This window comes from Streptomyces sp. SCL15-4, from assembly GCF_033366695.1.
Lineage (GTDB): Bacteria > Actinomycetota > Actinomycetes > Streptomycetales > Streptomycetaceae > Streptomyces.
In genome coordinates, this window is record NZ_JAOBTQ010000001.1 from 6,751,145 (window position 1) to 6,766,930 (window position 15,786).

A 15,786-nucleotide genomic window follows, 5' to 3' on the forward strand; every position below is an offset into this window, starting at 1 on the left:
GGCCCCTTCGTACCTTGTGCCAGCAAGCGCTTACTTGAAACGATTCATGCGCGTGGCGGAGATGCTGCGGGGAGGGCCCGACTGTGGGAACCAGGAATCTTGACAGGCGTACGATCCTGAAGGCGGCCGGGGCGTCGGCGGCCACGCTCGGGCTGGCCGCGACCACCGGCTGCGGTGGCGGAAGCGGCTCCGGGAACGGCACGGTGACGATCCGTTACTCCTGGTGGGGCGCCGAGGAGCGGGCCAAGAAGATCAACCAGTCCATCGCCCTCTTCGAGCGGAAATACCCGAAGATCAAGGTAAAAACCGACTTCCAGACGTATGAATCGTTCTGGGAGAAGTTCCAGACCCAGGCCGCCGGCGGAAACCCCCCGGACGTTTTCCAAAGTGCCGTCACTTTCCTCAGGAAGTACGACAAGCGCGGAATTCTTCTCGATCTCAAGCCTCAGGTGGAGGCCGGCCATCTGAGCCTGGATCACTTCCGCACGGGTGTCACGAAGGTCGGCGAGGTCGACGGCAAGCAGCTCGGAATTCCGGTCGGTTCCAACACCATGTCGCTCGTCATCGACAAGAAGGTCTTCCGCGAGGCGGGCGTCGAGCCGCGGCCGGGCTGGACCTGGGACGAGTACTTCAAGGCCCTGAAGACCATCCACGACAAGACGAAGGTCCCCGGGGACACCGGCTACTTCACCATCATGTACCTGTACGACCTCTACCTCCGCCAGAACGGCAAGGCCTTCTTCACCGACGACGGTCTCGGCTTCGAGCAGGCCGACCTGACGGAGTGGTGGACCGACGGCCTGAACCGGGTCAAGGCCGGCCTCGTCACCGATCCGAAGGTCGTCCAGCAGGACAGGCCCAAGTCCTCCCTCTCCGCCGGCCACGGCGCCTCGGAGTTCACCTGGGACAACTTCACCGTCCGTTACTCGACGGAGGGCGACAGCGAGTACGGCCTCGCGCCCATCCCCACCACGGACGGCAAGCACACCGGCCAGTACCTCGCCTCCCTGATGCTCAGCGCCTCCGCCCGCACCTCGCACCCCAAGGAGGTCGCGCAGTTCATCGACTTCATGGTCCACGACCCCCGGGTCGGCAAGATCATGGGCTACGACCGCGGCATTCTCGCGAGCACCGAGCAGTACGGGGCCTACCAGCCCACCGACACGATCAACAAGGAGATCGCGCGGTACGAGGAGGACACCGCCAAGGCCGGCGTCCTCGGCACGATCACCCCGCATCCGTCCGGTGCCGACACCATCGAGGCCGCCTTCATGCGCCTCGGCGGTGACCTCGGACAGGGCAAGACCAAGGTCTCCGACGCGGTGAAGCAGTTCTTCACCGAGGCCGAAGCCGCCTTCCAGGCCTGATGGGAAACGCCGTGACGCTCGTCAAGGACTCCGTGCCCGCGACCCGCGGCGCGCGCCGGGCCGCCACCGCGAGGACGGGGCGGCCGGGCCGGCGGCGGGAGAACCTCGCCGGCTATCTGTTCATGTCCCCCTGGATCGCCGGCTTCCTGCTGCTGACCGCGGGCCCGATGATCGCCTCGTTCTACTTCGCGTTCACCGACTACAACCTCTTCACCAGTCCCCGGTGGGTCGGCCTCGGCAACTTCACCAGGATGTTCGAGGACCCGCGCTGGCAGAAGTCGGTGGAGGTGACGGCCAAGTACGTCGTCATCGGCACCCCGCTCAAGCTGCTGCTCGCCCTCGGCGTCGCCCTGCTCCTCGCGCAGAGCCGCCGCGGCCAGGCCTTCTACCGAGCCGCCTTCTACGCCCCCTCGCTCATCGGCGCGAGCGTCTCGGTCGGCTTCGTCTGGCGCTCGCTGTTCTCCGACGGCGCCGTCGTGGACCGTACGCAGACCGTCCTCGGCTTCCACGTCGGCGGCTGGGTCGGCAACGCCGACTGGGTGCTGTACTGCCTGGTCGCGCTGACCGTCTGGCAGTTCGGGGCGCCGATGGTCATCTTCCTTGCCGGACTCAAGCAGGTCCCCAGGGAGCTGTACGAGGCGGCCGAGATGGACGGCGCCGGTCCCTTCCGCAGGTTCTGGAACATCACCCTGCCGATGATCTCCCCGGTGCTGTTCTTCAACGTGCTGCTGGAGACCATCCACTCCTTCCAGATCTTCGGCTCGGCCTACGTCGTCTCCAACACCGCCTGCGGACCGGCCGACGCCACGCTCGTCTACACCTGCTACCTCTACCAGCAGGGCTTCAAGAACGCCCAGATGGGCTTCGCCTCCGCCATGGCCTGGATGCTGCTGCTCGCCGTGGCCCTGGTGACGGCCGTCCTCTTCTGGTCCCAGAAGAAGTGGGTGCACTACGAGGAGGACGCCCGATGAGCGCGACCACCACCGAGGCCCCGGTGAGCGGGGCCGCCGTCCGGACGCCGGGCCCGGGCCGCCGGCGCGCCGGCTCCCTCGCCTGGCACCTCGGCGCCCTGCTGATCCTGGCCGTCATCCTCTACCCGGTCGTCTGGGTGCTCGGCGCCTCGTTCAAGCCGAGCAAGGACATCATCAACAGCCTCACGCTGTTCCCGTCCCACCCCGTCCTGTCCAACTTCAAGGGTCTCGCCGACGGCATAGCGGACATCAGGATCTGGACGTTCTTCCAGAACTCCCTGCTCTACGCCGGCGGCGCGGTCGTCGGCGTCCTGATCTCCTGCTCGCTGACCGCCTACGCCTTCGCGCGCATCAAGTTCGCCGGCCGCAACCTGCTGTTCTCCCTCATGATCGGCACGCTGCTGCTGCCGTACCACGTGCTGCTGATCCCGCAGTACGTGATGTTCCAGAAGCTGGAGCTGGTCAACACCTACGTTCCGCTGCTGATCGGCAAGTACCTCGCCACCGAGGCCTTCTTCGTCTTCCTCATGGTGCAGTTCATGCGGGCCCTGCCCCGGGAACTGGACGAGGCCGCCCGCCTCGACGGCTGCGGACACCTGCGCACCTACTGGTCGATCGTGCTGCCGCTGTGCCGGCCCGCGCTCATCACCAGCGCGATCTTCACCTTCATCAACGCCTGGAACGACTTCATGGGCCCGCTGATCTACCTGAACGAGCCCGGCAAGTACACCGTCTCCCTGGGCCTGATGATGTTCCGCGACTCCGACGGCGTGGCCGCCAACTACGGCGGCATGATCGCCATGTCGCTGGTGGCGCTGCTGCCGGTGCTGCTGTTCTTCCTCGCCTTCCAGCGCTATCTGATCGACGGCATGGCGACCTCCGGACTGAAGGGCTGACCATGTCCTCAGCACGGGTGAGGCCGCGTCGGGAGTCCGGGTTCGCGGAGCGGTACGGCGTCTTCGCCGAGTCGCTGCTGACCGGCGTGTGGATCGCGGTGGCCTGCCTCGGCGTGGTCACCTACCCGGCCGCGTTCGCCGCCGGCGCCCGGCACCTGCGCCGGCGCACGGCCCACCAGGGCGGCGGCTGGCGGGAGTTCGCCGCCGACTTCCGCTCCGCGCTGCACGGGGGCTGGATCGTCGGCGCCGCCGGCTGGGCCGCCGCGGCGGTCGCCTGGCTGGACGTCCGGGCCGTGCACGCCGGACTGCCCGGCGGGCCGCCGGCCGGTGCCGTGGGACTGTTCGCACTGCTCGGGCTCGCGGTGGCCGGGCTGCGGGCGGCGGCGGTGTGGAGGCCCGGGGAGCGCTGGCGGGCCCTGCTCGCCGACGCCGGGCGCCGTACCGTACGAGACCCGGCGGGCTCCTTCCTGCTGGTCGGCGGAGCCGTGCTGACCTGCTGCTCCGCTCTGCTCATCGCGCCACTGGCGGTCCCCGTGCTGGGGGCCGTGGCCGCGGCGGCCGTCGCCGTCGAGGAACGCTACCGCCGCCGCTGACGCCGGCCCCGCCGGACCGGCCCCCTGAAACCGACGGCGCCCCCTCCGGTTGCCGGCCGCGCCCGGCAGCGGCGGCCCGTGGAGCACGGCCTCACCGAAAGACCGGCCACGCCCCGGACCCCGGCGCCGCCGAAGCAGGCGGCCACCGAGGACCGGCGCCCTGGAACCCGCGGCCCCTCAAGACTCCGGCGCCGCGGCTCTCTCCTCCGGGAGCCGCGCCCTGAGGGCCGGCCATACACACCTGTCATGCCCCTGACCGCACCGCTCCTGGAAGGAACGGCCATGTCCCCCATCCCCCGCAGGTCCCTCCTCAAGGCCGCCGCCGTCGCCGGCGCGGCCGCCCAGTTCAGCTGGGCCCTGGGCGCCCAGGACGCCGGAGCCGCGCCCGCCGCCGCTCCCGACGGCGCCGAACCGGTGACCCTGGACTGGCTGGAGGACGGCGGTCTCGGCGCCGCGCCCGGGGCCACCGTCGGCGTGCCCTGGCCGATGGGCGCCCACCGGGAAGGCCAGTCCTTCGCGGTCACGGACGCCGACGGCAAGGACGTCCCCGTACAGACCTGGCCGCTCGCCTACTGGCCCGACGGCTCCCTGAAGTGGACCGCCCACGCCGTCGGCACCGGCACCGGCACCGGCAGGCTCACGCTGGCCGCCGGCACCCCCGCCGCGCCCGCGAAGAAGGTCACCGTCGACCGGAGCGGCGGCACCGTCGACGTCTCCACCGGCGTCATCACCGCCAAGATCGGCAAGAACGGCTCCACGCTGATCAAGTCCGTCAGCCGCGGCTCCACCGAGATCGCCAGGAACGGCCGGCTCGTCCTCCTCCGCCAGCCCGAGATCGAGGACGAGGACCAGGGCACGGTGAAGACCGAGCGCTTCGACGGCGCGATCTTTGAGGTCACCGTCGAACAGGACGGCCCCGTCCGGGCCGTCGTCCGCATCGACGGCAGGCACCGCAAGGGCGACCGGGAGTGGCTGCCGTTCTCCCTGCGCCTGTACTTCTACGCCGGCTCCGACTCCTTCCGCATGGTGCACACCCTCACCTACGACGGCACCCAGGAACCCGGCAAGGCGAGCGGCGACTTCATCCGCGGCCTCGGCGTCCGCTTCACCGTCCCGATGCGCGACGCGGCCTACGACCGGCACATCCGCATCGGCGGCGAGGGCACCGGCCTGCTGCGCGAGGCCGTCCAGGGCGTCACCGGACTGCGCCGCGACCCCGGCGCCGCCGTCCAGGCCGCCCAGTACGAGGGCAGGAAACTGCCCGACCCGGCCACCTGGGACCAACGGGTGACCACACGCCTGAAGTACATCCCGCACTGGGGCGACTACACCCTCGCCCAGCTCTCCGCCGACGGCTTCACCGTCCGCAAGCGCACCAAGAAGGGCCACGGCTGGATCACCGCCGGCGGCGGCCGGCGCGCCTCCGGCTTCGGCTACGTCGGCGGCGCGAGCGGCGGCCTCTCCTTCGGCCTGCGCGACTTCTGGGAGAAGTTCCCCGCCCAGCTCGACATCCGCGACGCCCACACCGACCAGGCCACCGTCACCCTCTGGCTCTGGTCGCCCGAGGCCCAGCCCATGGACCTGCGCTTCTACCACGACGGCATGGACCAGGACACCTACGCCGAACAGCTCGAAGGCCTCAACATCACCTACGAGGACTACGAACCCGGCTTCGGCACCCCCTACGGCATCGCCCGCACCAGCGAACTCCTCTTCTGGGCCAACGACACCACCCCCACCGCCGACACCCTCGCCCGGCAGGCCCGTGCCGTACGCGTCCTTCCCCAGCTCGCCGCCCCGCCCAGGCAGCTCGTCAAGGCCAAGGTCTTCGGCCCCGGCCTGTACTCCGAGCCCGACCGCTCCACCCCGGCCAAGGCGAGGATCGAGGACCACCTCGACTTCCTCTTCACCTACTACAGGGACCAGGTGGAGAGCCGCCGCTGGTACGGCTTCTGGGACTACGGCGACATCATGCACACCTACGACTCCGCCCGGCACGTATGGCGCTACGACATCGGCGGCTACGCCTGGGACAACTCCGAACTCTCACCCGACCTGTGGCTCTGGTACGCCTACCTCAGAAGCGGCCGCTCCGACATCTTCCGCTTCGCCGAGGCCATGACCCGGCACACCGGCGAGGTCGACGTCTACCACCTCGGCAAGTGGGCCGGCCTCGGCACCCGGCACGGCGTCCAGCACTACGCCGACAGCGCCAAACAGCAGCGCATCGCCAACACCACCTACCGCCGCTTCTACTACTTCCTCACCGCCGACGAACGCGTCGGCGACCTCATGCACGCCAACGTCGACTCCGACGAGACCTTCCTCGTCCTCGACCCCCAGCGCAAGGTCCGTACCGACCCCTACACCCCCGACCGGCACGCCCTGTCCATCGGCTTCGGCACCGACTGGAGCGGCCTGGTGTCGGCCTGGCTCACCGAGTGGGAACGCAAGGGGCCCAAGTGGGAGAAGGCCAAGGCGCGCGTGCTGTCCACGATGGAGGGCATCGCCGCCCAGCCCAACGGCTTCGTCCAGGGCAGCGGGCTGTACGACCTCGACACCGGGAGGTTCGCCGTCGCCGACAAGCCGGCCGTCTCCGTCTCCCACCTCTCGGCCGTCTTCGGGCTCAACGAACTGTGCGCCGAACTCATCCACCTCGTCGACATGCCGAAGTTCAAGGAGGCATACCTGGACTACTGCCGCTACTTCAACGCCACCAAGGCCGAACAGGCCGCGCGCTACGGCACCGACTTCGGCAGCCTGCTGCTCTTCCAGGGCCACTCGCGCCTCGACGCCTACGCCGCCGTACAGACCGGGGACGCGGCCCTCGCCAAGCGGGCCTGGGCCAAGTTCTACCACTCCGACGGCTACACCGAGTCCTCCCCCTGGAAGACCGAGAAGCTCACCGGACCGGCCACCCTGGTCGAGGGCAGCGAGGCGGCCTGGGTGTCCACCAACGACACGGCCCTCTACGGCCTCGCCGCCATCGAGAACCTCGCCCTGCTCGGCGACCGCATGCCGGCTTAGCGGGACCGGAACAGCGGAGCGCCGCGGCACGGGCGGCGGCGCTCGCCCTCAGAGTGTGCCCCGGCCCGCGCCGCGGCGCGTGAGTACGCGTACTCAAGGGAGTGCGCTCCTTGCGGGCACACTCGCCCCATGGACCTCCACCACTACCGCTTCCGCAGCCTGTGGCCCCTGCCCGCCCCGCCGGCCGCCGTCTACACGGCGCTGGAGAAGGTCGAGGACTACCCCCGCTGGTGGCCCCAGGTGCGGTCGGTGACCCGCCTGGCCGAGCAGACCGGCGTGATCGTCATCCGTTCCGCGCTGCCCCTCGCCCTCACCTCCACCCTGCGGCAGACCCGCCGCGACCCGGCCGCCGGCGTCCTGGAGGCCGCCCTCTGCGGAGACCTCCACGGCTGGGCCCGCTGGACGATCACCGCCGACGGCCCCGGCACCCTCGCCCGCTACGACCAGGAGGTGCACGCCGCAAGGCCGCTGCTCAGGCGGCTCGCCCTGCCCGGACGGCCCCTGTTCCACCTCAATCACCGCCTGATGATGCGGGCCGGACGGCGCGGGCTGCTGCGCCGGCTGGAGACGGTTTGAACGAAGGGCGCCCGGACCTGTATTGTTCAGTGCGTTCCCGGGCGATTAGCTCAGTGGGAGAGCGCTTCGTTCACACCGAAGAGGTCACTGGTTCGAACCCAGTATCGCCCACCGGGAAAGGCCGGTCCGCTGCGGCGGACCGGCCTTCTTCATGCCGCCTTGCCGCCGGCGCCCGGGTCACGCCGCCGCGGGCAGCTCCGGCCGCAGCGGCCACTGCGTGCACACCGTCTCCTCCGAACCGCTGCGCGCGAACCACGCCTGCAACCCACGTGCCTGCGCCGCGTGCCACTCCACCTGGAGCGCGTGCAGCTCGGCGGGGGACAAGCGCTCCAGCCGGGTCGCGAACCGCCGCCCCAGCGCCCGTACGACCTCCAGCGCGGCCAGCGCGTCCGCCGCCGCGTCATGCGCGCCCTGGAGCGGCACGCCGTAGTGCGCGCACAGGTCGGTCAGCGTGCGGCGGCCCTTGCGGTACCGGTCCAGCTGCCGGTCCAGCACCCGGGGGTCCAGCACCTTCAGCGGCACCGAGTCGAACCAGCGCGCCAGCGACGACGCCCGGTGCCGGCGCAACTCCCTGTCCAGCAGCGTCAGGTCGAACGGCGCGTTCATCACCACCAGCGGACGTCCCAGCGTCGCGTGCTCCGCCAGCTGCTCCGCTATCTCGTACATCACCGGCGCCGGCCAGCGCCCGTTGTGCTGGAGGTGCTCCTCCGTCAGCCCGTGCACCGCCGTCGCCGACTCCGGCACCGGCACTCCCGGATTCACCAGCCACCGTGACACCCGGGGCCGGGTCCCCGGCGCGTCCTGGACGACGACGGCGGCCGACACGATCCGGTCGGTCTCCACGTCCACGCCCGTCGTCTCCGTGTCGAAGGCGGCCAGCGGCCCCTCGAACCAGTTCGTCATCCCGACTCCTCGCTCACCCACGGCATTTGACTTCCGTCTTCTGCCCGTTTGGTGATACCCGGGCCGTTTGCGCCGTACGCCGCCGGAGAGCAACAGGGGTGCGGCACAGTGGAGTTCGGTAATGTGTCGTAACAACGTGCGCTTACCAGGCGCCAGTTGGCCACCGACGCGACGCGCTCGCGCCCGGCGGCGAGATCCGCCGGTGGCGCGACGCCCCCGCCGGACCCGCCGGCGCCGTCCCCCGGGCCGCCGACGACCGCTCCCGCCGCCTTCGTGTCCGCCGTCCGCCGTCCGCCTCCACCGGGCTCTCCACCCGCGAGGCCGTCGACCGCCGCGTCGGGCCACCGGCGGCCGCGCCACCTCGGCTCGGCCGGCCCCGTCGAGCCCCACGGCGACCCGCCCGCCACCCGCGCGCCGGACCCTTCGTCCCGGTCCCGGAAACCTCGCGGAACGCGTAGCCGGACGCGGACGGAGGGTGACCGTTTCGCGGTCGGTGCCGTCGGGTCGGTACGATCGCCTGTGCGCGCGCTCCTGGTATGGCGCCGCACCCCACCTTCAGTCAGGAGAGACCGGTGTCAGACGTCCGTGTGATCATCCAACGCGATTCCGAGCGGGAAGAACGCGTGGTGACGACGGGCACTACGGCCGCCGACCTCTTCGCGGGCGAGCGCTCGATCATCGCCGCACGCGTGGGCGGCGAGCTGAAGGACCTCACCTACGCACTGTCCGACGGCGACGAGGTCGAGGGCGTCGAGATCTCGTCCGAGGACGGCCTGAACATCCTGCGCCACTCCACCGCGCACGTCATGGCGCAGGCGGTGCAGGAGATCTTCCCCGAGGCCAAGCTGGGCATCGGCCCGCCCGTCAAGGACGGCTTCTACTACGACTTCGACGTCGAGCGGCCGTTCACGCCCGAGGATCTCAAGGCCATCGAGAAGAAGATGCAGGAGATCCAGAAGCGGGGCCAGAAGTTCTCCCGCCGCGTCGTCACCGAGGAGGCGGCCCGTGAGGAGCTGGCGAACGAGCCGTACAAGCTGGAACTGATCGGCCTCAAGGGCTCCGCCTCCAGCGACGACGGCGCGGACGTCGAGGTCGGCGCCGGCGAGCTGACGATCTACGACAACCTGGACGCCAAGACCGGCGAGCTGTGCTGGAAGGACCTGTGCCGCGGTCCGCACCTGCCCTCCACCCGGCTCATCCCGGCGTTCAAGCTGATGCGCAACGCCGCCGCCTACTGGCGCGGCAGCGAGAAGAACCCGATGCTCCAGCGCATCTACGGCACCGCCTGGCCGTCCAAGGACGAGCTGAAGGCGCACCTGGACTTCCTCGCCGAGGCCGAGAAGCGCGACCACCGCAAGCTCGGCACCGAGCTGGACCTCTTCTCGATCCCCGAGCAGATCGGCTCCGGCCTGGCCGTCTTCCACCCCAAGGGCGGCATCGTCCGCCGCGTGATGGAGGACTACTCGCGCCGTCGCCACGAGGAAGAGGGCTACGAGTTCGTCTACACCCCGCACGCCACGAAGGGGAAGCTCTTCGAGACGTCCGGGCACCTGGACTGGTACGCCGAGGGCATGTACCCGCCCATGCAGCTCGACGAGGGCGTGGACTACTACCTCAAGCCCATGAACTGCCCGATGCACAACCTGATCTTCGACGCGCGCGGCCGGTCGTACCGCGAACTGCCGCTGCGCCTGTTCGAGTTCGGGACGGTGTACCGGTACGAGAAGTCGGGCGTCGTGCACGGCCTGACCCGCGCCCGGGGCTTCACGCAGGACGACGCGCACCTCTACTGCACCCGTGAGCAGATGGCCGGGGAACTGGACAGGACGCTCACCTTCATCCTCGGCCTGCTGCGGGACTACGGCCTGACCGACTTCTACCTGGAGCTGTCGACCAAGGACCCGGAGAAGTTCGTCGGTTCCGACGAGGCCTGGGAGGAGGCGACCGAGACCCTGCGCCAGGTCGCCGAGAAGCAGGGCCTGCCCCTCGTTCCCGACCCGGGCGGCGCCGCCTTCTACGGCCCGAAGATCTCCGTCCAGGCGCGCGACGCCATCGGCCGGACCTGGCAGATGTCGACCCTCCAGCTCGACTTCAACCTGCCCGAGCGGTTCAACCTGGAGTACACCGGCCCGGACGGCTCCAAGCAGCGCCCGGTCATGATCCACCGTGCGCTGTTCGGCTCCATCGAGCGGTTCTTCGCCGTCCTCCTGGAGCACTACGCGGGCGCCTTCCCGGCGTGGCTGGCCCCGGTCCAGGCGATCGGCATCCCGATCGGCGACGCGCACGTGGAGTACCTGGAGAAGTTCACGGCCGCGGCCCGGAAGAAGGGCCTGCGCGTCGAGGTGGACTCCTCCTCGGACCGCATGCAGAAGAAGATCAGGAACGCGCAGAAGCAGAAGGTGCCGTTCATGGTCATCGCCGGCGACGAGGACATGTCCAACGGTTCGGTGTCCTTCCGCTACCGCGACGGCTCGCAGGAGAACGGCATCCCGTTCGACGAGGCCATCGCGAAGATCGCGAAGGTCGTCGAGGAGCGGACCCAGATCTGATCCGTCCGGGCTTCTAGGCCCCCGGGACCACCGTCCCGGGGGCCCGCTCGTGCGCACGGCGGCCGGAGTCCGCCCCGGCGGCACGGTGGGCCGGGGTGACGCCATATGCTGCCTAGCATGACGAGTGAGCCGGAGCAGCAGATCGGAGTGGGGACGCAGGACGCGTTCCAGCGCCTGTGGACGCCCCACCGGATGGCCTACATCCAGGGCGAGAACAAGCCGAGCGGTCCCGGGGCCGACGACGGCTGCCCCTTCTGCTCGATCCCGGCCAAGTCGGACGAGGACGGGCTGATCGTACGGCGTGGTGAGCAGGTGTACGCCGTCCTCAACCTGTACCCGTACAACGGCGGCCACCTGATGACCGTGCCCTACCGGCACGTCGCCGACTACACCGAGCTGACCGGGCCGGAGACCGCCGAGCTGGCGGAGCTGACCAAGCAGGCGATGACGGCCCTGCGCACCGCGTCCGGCGCGCACGGGTTCAACATCGGCATGAACCAGGGCGCGGTCGCGGGCGCCGGCATCGCCGCGCATCTGCACCAGCACATCGTGCCGCGCTGGGGCGGGGACACGAACTTCATGCCGGTGGTGGGCCAGACGAAGGTGCTGCCGCAGCTGCTGGCCGACACCCGGAAGATGCTGGCGGAGGCCTGGCCGGCCTAGGGCCTGTCTGACAATTCCCGTCTGCCGCGCGACGCCGTGCACGCACTAGGCGGACGGCGGGTGCCCTCCGGCGGAGGGCACCCGGTCACGCGTCGTAGAGGTCGGCCTTCTTCGGCATCGGGTCCTGGACGTTGCCGCTGAGGAACGCCGAGCGGGCGCCGAACTTCTCGGTGTTCACACCGTTCTCCTCCAGCACCTTGATCGCCGCCGAGTGCACCACGCGCAGCACCGGCGTGGCCGCGCGCAACGCGTCGTCGGCCATGAAACGATGCCGCCAGGGCTGGTCGGCCCAGGCGTGCCGCAGACCGAACGGCTCGGGCAGGCCGAGGGAGCCGCCGAGCCAGTTCAGCAGCGGCGGGTACCAGGTCAGCGGGGCGCGCACGGCGAGCCGTACGACCTCGTCGGTGGTGACCAGCGGCAGCTTGATGGTGCGGTTCTCCCAGGGCTTGAGGGACTTGGCGACTTCCTTGGTCGGGGCCTCCGGCTTGCTGGTGAACAGCGGGTTCACCGGACCGAGCGCGTGCCCGGTGACCTCGATGCGCAGGGTCTGGTGCAGCACGGTGACGGTGATCAGCATGGTGATGACCAGCTGTCCGTCCCACAGGGTCCACTGCACGCCCAGATAGTGCCGGTCGCCGCTGCCGAACTGCTGCTTGTTGCAGATCTCCTGTATGGCGTGCGGCTTGATCTGGAACGCCTCGACGTCGGTGCCCTCGGGGCGGGAGACCGCCGTGGCCTTCTCACCGATCGGCGTGACGATCCAGTGCCGCACGGACGGCTTGGGGAAGCCGCCGGTGTGCAGCGGGCCGCGCTCCAGGAGGGCCAGCTGGTCGTGGATCGCGCGTATCACGTCCCAGCTGCGGAAGGGATGGATCTCCCGGCCCGGGTCGGCGGACACCAGGTCCTCGGCGAGCTGCCAGGCGCCCCAGCGGGTGCCCATGCCGAGTATGCCCTTGGGGCCGGCGTAGAAGACCGAGTTGGACTGCTGCTCGGCGCTCAGCCGGGCCAGGGACTGGCGCAGTTCCTCGGCGGCGGTCTGGCCGGGGCCGCGCGGCACGGCCTCCGGGATCTTGGCGCCGACGCTGGTGCCGGAGAGCAGGCCGTCCCAGCGGGCGCGCAGGTCGTGGGCGGTGCGCTCGCACAGGCGCTTGGCCCAGAACCAGCCGAGCACGGGAGCGATGACACACGCGCGGGCGTACCAGGCCCAGAAGCCGCCGAACGGCATCTTGACCAGGAACAGCGCGGCGAGCAGGCCGACGCCCAGCAGGAGCGTGGTGGCCAGTGTCCCGGCCCGCTTGTCGTCGCGCCGGGCGACGAAGGAGCGCAGCAGGAAGACGAGCAGCCAGGCGATGAACCCGGGCAGGAAGACGAGGCCGCAGACGACGGTGATGAGGCTCAGCTGGTTGTCCCGCTCCCGGCGGATGTTGTTGGCGGCCAGGGCGTGTTCCACCACGAACTGCGGTTCCGTGCCGAAGGACTGGATCAGCGGTTTGCGGCCGGCGGACAGCATCCGGTCCACGAGGGCCCGGGAGAACGCCTCGCCGAGATTGGGCCGGAACATCTTGATCCGGCCGGCCTTCACGGTCGACTGGTGCCACTCGTTGTCGGCCTTCTTGATCTCCTCGATCGGGCTGTCCCGGTACGCCGCGGAGGCCAGCGCGGCGGTCGCCGCCTGTCCCTCGCCGACCGAGACGGGTACCTGGGGCCCGTCCCACTCCGTTCCTATCGACATTCCCGCCCCCATCGCCGCCGGTGCCGTGCCTGCGGCCTTCCCGACTTACCTGCTCCGCACACCTGTTGGACCGGTCGTCGTGCCGCCGCCGGCACGACGTCATCAGGTGATCAGCGTATCGGCCGGCACCGACAGTCGTGGGCGGACGGCCGAAGCCGCCCGCCCGTGCGCCGGTCCGGTGCTTCCGTGCTACCCCTCCTCCCCGGCCTGTTCGCGCAGGCGTGCGGCGATCTGCGGCGGCATCGGCTCGTGCCGGGCGTAGGCGCGGTCGAAGCGGGCCGTGCCGTGCGAGAGCGAGCGCAGGTCGACGGCGTAGCGGCCGATCTCGAACTCCGGTACCTCGGCGCGGATCAGGGTCCGTCCGGAGCCCATCTGTTCGGTGCCGAGCAGCCGGCCGCGGCGGCCGGAGAGGTCGCTCATCACGGCGCCCACGTACGCGTCGCCGACGAGCACGGTGACCTCGGCGACCGGCTCCAGCAGATGGATCTTCGCTTCGGCGGCGGCTTCGCGCAGGGCGAGTGCGCCGGCCGTCTGGAAGGCGGCGTCGGAGGAGTCCACCGAGTGGGCCTTGCCGTCCAGCAGCGTGACCCGCACGTCCACCAGCGGGTAGCCGGCGGCGACGCCCTTGGCGGCCTGCGCGCGGACGCCCTTCTCGACGGACGGGATGAACTGCCGGGGCACCGCGCCGCCGACCACCTTGTCCACGAACTCGATGCCCGAGCCGCCCGGCAGCGGCTCCACCTCGATCTCGCAGATGGCGTACTGGCCGTGGCCGCCGGACTGCTTGACGTGCCGGCCCCGCCCGGCCGCCCTGGTGCCGAACGTCTCCCGGAGCGAGACCTTGTGCGGAACGGCGTCGACCTGGACGCCGTAGCGGCTGCGCAGCCGTTCCAGGGCGACGTCGGCGTGCGCCTCGCCCAGGCACCACAGGACCACCTGGTGGGTGTCCTGGTTCTGTTCCAGGCGCATCGTCGGGTCCTCGGCGACCAGCCGGGCCAGACCCTGGGAGAGCTTGTCCTCGTCGGCCTTGCTGTGCGCCCGGATGGCGACCGGCAGCAGCGGGTCGGGCATCTGCCAGGGCTCCATCAGGAGCGGGTCGTCCTTGGCGGAGAGGGTGTCGCCGGTCTCGGCGCGGCTCAGCTTGGCCACGCACACCAGGTCGCCGGCGACGGCGTGGGTCACCGGGCGCTGCTGTTTGCCGAAGGGCATGGACAGGGCGCCGACCTTCTCGTCCACGTCGTGGTCCTCGTGGCCGCGGTCGGCGAGGCCGTGCCCGGAGACGTGCACCGTCCGGTCCGGGCGGAGGGTGCCGGAGAAGACCCTGACGAGCGAGACGCGGCCCACGTAGGGGTCGGAGGAGGTCTTGACGACCTCGGCGACCAGCGGGCCCTCGGTGTCGCACGGTGTCAGCTCGCGCGGCCGGCCGTCGAGGGTGGTGACGCCGGGCAGCGGGTGCTCGAAGGGGGTGGGGAAGCCGCCGGTGATCAGCTCCAGCAGCTCCACCGTGCCGAGCCCCTGCCGCGCGCCCCCGGCGGCGGGGGCGGCGGCGAGCACGGGGAAGAAGGACCCGCGCGCCACCGCCCGTTCCAGGTCCTGGACCAGGGTCTTGACGTCGACCTGTTCGCCGCCCAGGTAGCGGTCCATGAGGGTCTCGTCCTCGCTCTCGGCGATGATTCCCTCGATGAGCCGGTTGCGGGTCTCCTCGATGCCGGGCAGCTGGTCCTCGCCGGGCTCGGACTCCTTGCGCTCCCCGGAGGAGTAGTCGAACAGCTTCCGCGACAGCAGCCCCGTCAGACCGGTCACCGGCGCGTGCCCGTCCGGGCCCTCGGGGCCGCGCAGCGGCAGGTACAGCGGCAGGACGGCGTCGGGGTCGTCGCCGCCGAAGGCCTCCGCGCAGACGCGGGTCGTCTCCTCGAAGTCCGCGCGGGCGGCCTCCAGGTGGGTGATCACGATCGCGCGGGGCATGCCGACGGCCGCACACTCCTCCCACACCGTCCGGGTGGAGCCGTCCACCCCGTCCGAGGCCGAGACGACGAAGAGGGCCGCGTCCGCGGCGCGCAGCCCGGCCCGCAGCTCCCCGACGAAGTCCGCGTACCCGGGGGTGTCCAGCAGGTTGACCTTGATGCCGTCCCACTCGACGGGCACCAGGGACAGCTGGACCGAGCGCTGCTGGCGGTGCTCGATGTCGTCGTAGTCGGAGACGGTGCCGCCGTCCTCCACGCGGCCCGCCCGGTTCACCGCCCCCGCGGTCAGCGCGAGGGCCTCCACCAGGGTCGTCTTGCCCGAGCCGGAGTGGCCGACCAGCACCACGTTCCGTACGGAGGTGGGCCGGTCGGCCGTGAGAGCCCTGCCGGCGGCCCCGGGGTGGTGTGTCTGTGCCTTGTCGCCCATGATCCTGCCTCCCGTGCACGGTGAGGTCACTGTGGGCGCGGACACGCGGGATCCGCGTGCTGTGGCGGCTCCGGCGACGCCCGCGGTCATTCGAGCTTTCCACTCCCGTCACGCCGCG

General features: G+C 70.7%; 11 protein-coding genes and 1 tRNA gene. 9 read left to right on the forward strand and 3 right to left on the reverse strand.

Annotated features, from left to right (window positions below):
* Nucleotides 1-83 precede the first annotated feature (83 nt).
* The 7 genes from SCK26_RS30355 to SCK26_RS30385 all read left to right on the forward strand — a co-directional run bounded on the left by SCK26_RS30355 (nt 84) and on the right by SCK26_RS30385 (nt 7,541).
* Nucleotides 84-1,367, forward strand: a complete 1,284-nt coding sequence (locus SCK26_RS30355; RefSeq protein ID WP_318204527.1) for a substrate-binding domain-containing protein — start codon at nt 84-86, stop codon at nt 1,365-1,367.
* The gene (locus SCK26_RS30360; RefSeq protein WP_412080794.1) at nt 1,367-2,338 is read left to right on the forward strand and encodes a carbohydrate ABC transporter permease; all 972 of its coding nucleotides are present in this window, start codon (nt 1,367-1,369) and stop codon (nt 2,336-2,338) included. The genes SCK26_RS30355 and SCK26_RS30360 overlap by 1 nt, the downstream gene beginning before the upstream one ends.
* Nucleotides 2,335-3,234, forward strand: coding sequence for a carbohydrate ABC transporter permease (locus SCK26_RS30365; RefSeq protein WP_318204529.1), 900 nt, complete (start codon nt 2,335-2,337; stop codon nt 3,232-3,234). Before SCK26_RS30360 ends, SCK26_RS30365 begins: the two co-directional genes overlap by 4 nt.
* Nucleotides 3,235-3,236: 2 nt before the next feature.
* Nucleotides 3,237-3,827 (forward strand): hypothetical protein, encoded by a 591-nt coding sequence (locus tag SCK26_RS30370; protein ID WP_318204530.1) that lies wholly within the window; start codon nt 3,237-3,239, stop codon nt 3,825-3,827.
* A gap of 282 nt (nt 3,828-4,109) precedes the next feature.
* A complete protein-coding gene (locus SCK26_RS30375; RefSeq protein WP_318204531.1) occupies nt 4,110-6,854 on the forward strand; it encodes a Tat pathway signal sequence domain protein in 2,745 nt (914 codons plus the stop codon).
* Between the two features lie 129 nt (nt 6,855-6,983).
* A complete protein-coding gene (locus SCK26_RS30380) occupies nt 6,984-7,430 on the forward strand; it encodes an SRPBCC family protein (RefSeq protein ID WP_318204532.1) in 447 nt (148 codons plus the stop codon).
* A 39-nt stretch (nt 7,431-7,469) separates the two neighbouring features.
* Nucleotides 7,470-7,541, forward strand: a tRNA-Val gene (locus SCK26_RS30385).
* Nucleotides 7,542-7,607: 66 nt separating this feature from the next.
* Here SCK26_RS30385 and SCK26_RS30390 read toward each other — a convergent pair.
* Entirely contained in the window at nt 7,608-8,333 is a 726-nt protein-coding gene (locus tag SCK26_RS30390; protein WP_318204533.1) for a 3'-5' exonuclease, read from the reverse strand.
* Nucleotides 8,334-8,905: 572 nt separating this feature from the next.
* Here SCK26_RS30390 and thrS point away from each other — a divergent pair.
* Together thrS and SCK26_RS30400 are read left to right on the forward strand one after the other, a co-directional pair.
* Complete coding sequence (gene thrS / locus SCK26_RS30395; protein WP_318204534.1) at nt 8,906-10,882, forward strand: threonine--tRNA ligase; 1,977 nt, start codon at nt 8,906-8,908, stop codon at nt 10,880-10,882.
* Between the two features lie 105 nt (nt 10,883-10,987).
* Nucleotides 10,988-11,545, forward strand: coding sequence for an HIT family protein (locus SCK26_RS30400; protein WP_318204535.1), 558 nt, complete (start codon nt 10,988-10,990; stop codon nt 11,543-11,545).
* Nucleotides 11,546-11,630: 85 nt separating this feature from the next.
* Here the strand turns inward: SCK26_RS30400 and SCK26_RS30405 are convergent, their stop codons facing one another.
* Nucleotides 11,631-13,277 (reverse strand): hypothetical protein, encoded by a 1,647-nt coding sequence (locus tag SCK26_RS30405; protein WP_318204536.1) that lies wholly within the window; start codon nt 13,275-13,277, stop codon nt 11,631-11,633.
* Between the two features lie 189 nt (nt 13,278-13,466).
* Nucleotides 13,467-15,668, reverse strand: a complete 2,202-nt coding sequence (locus SCK26_RS30410) for an elongation factor G-like protein EF-G2 (RefSeq protein WP_318204537.1) — start codon at nt 15,666-15,668, stop codon at nt 13,467-13,469.
* Nucleotides 15,669-15,786 lie beyond the last annotated feature (118 nt).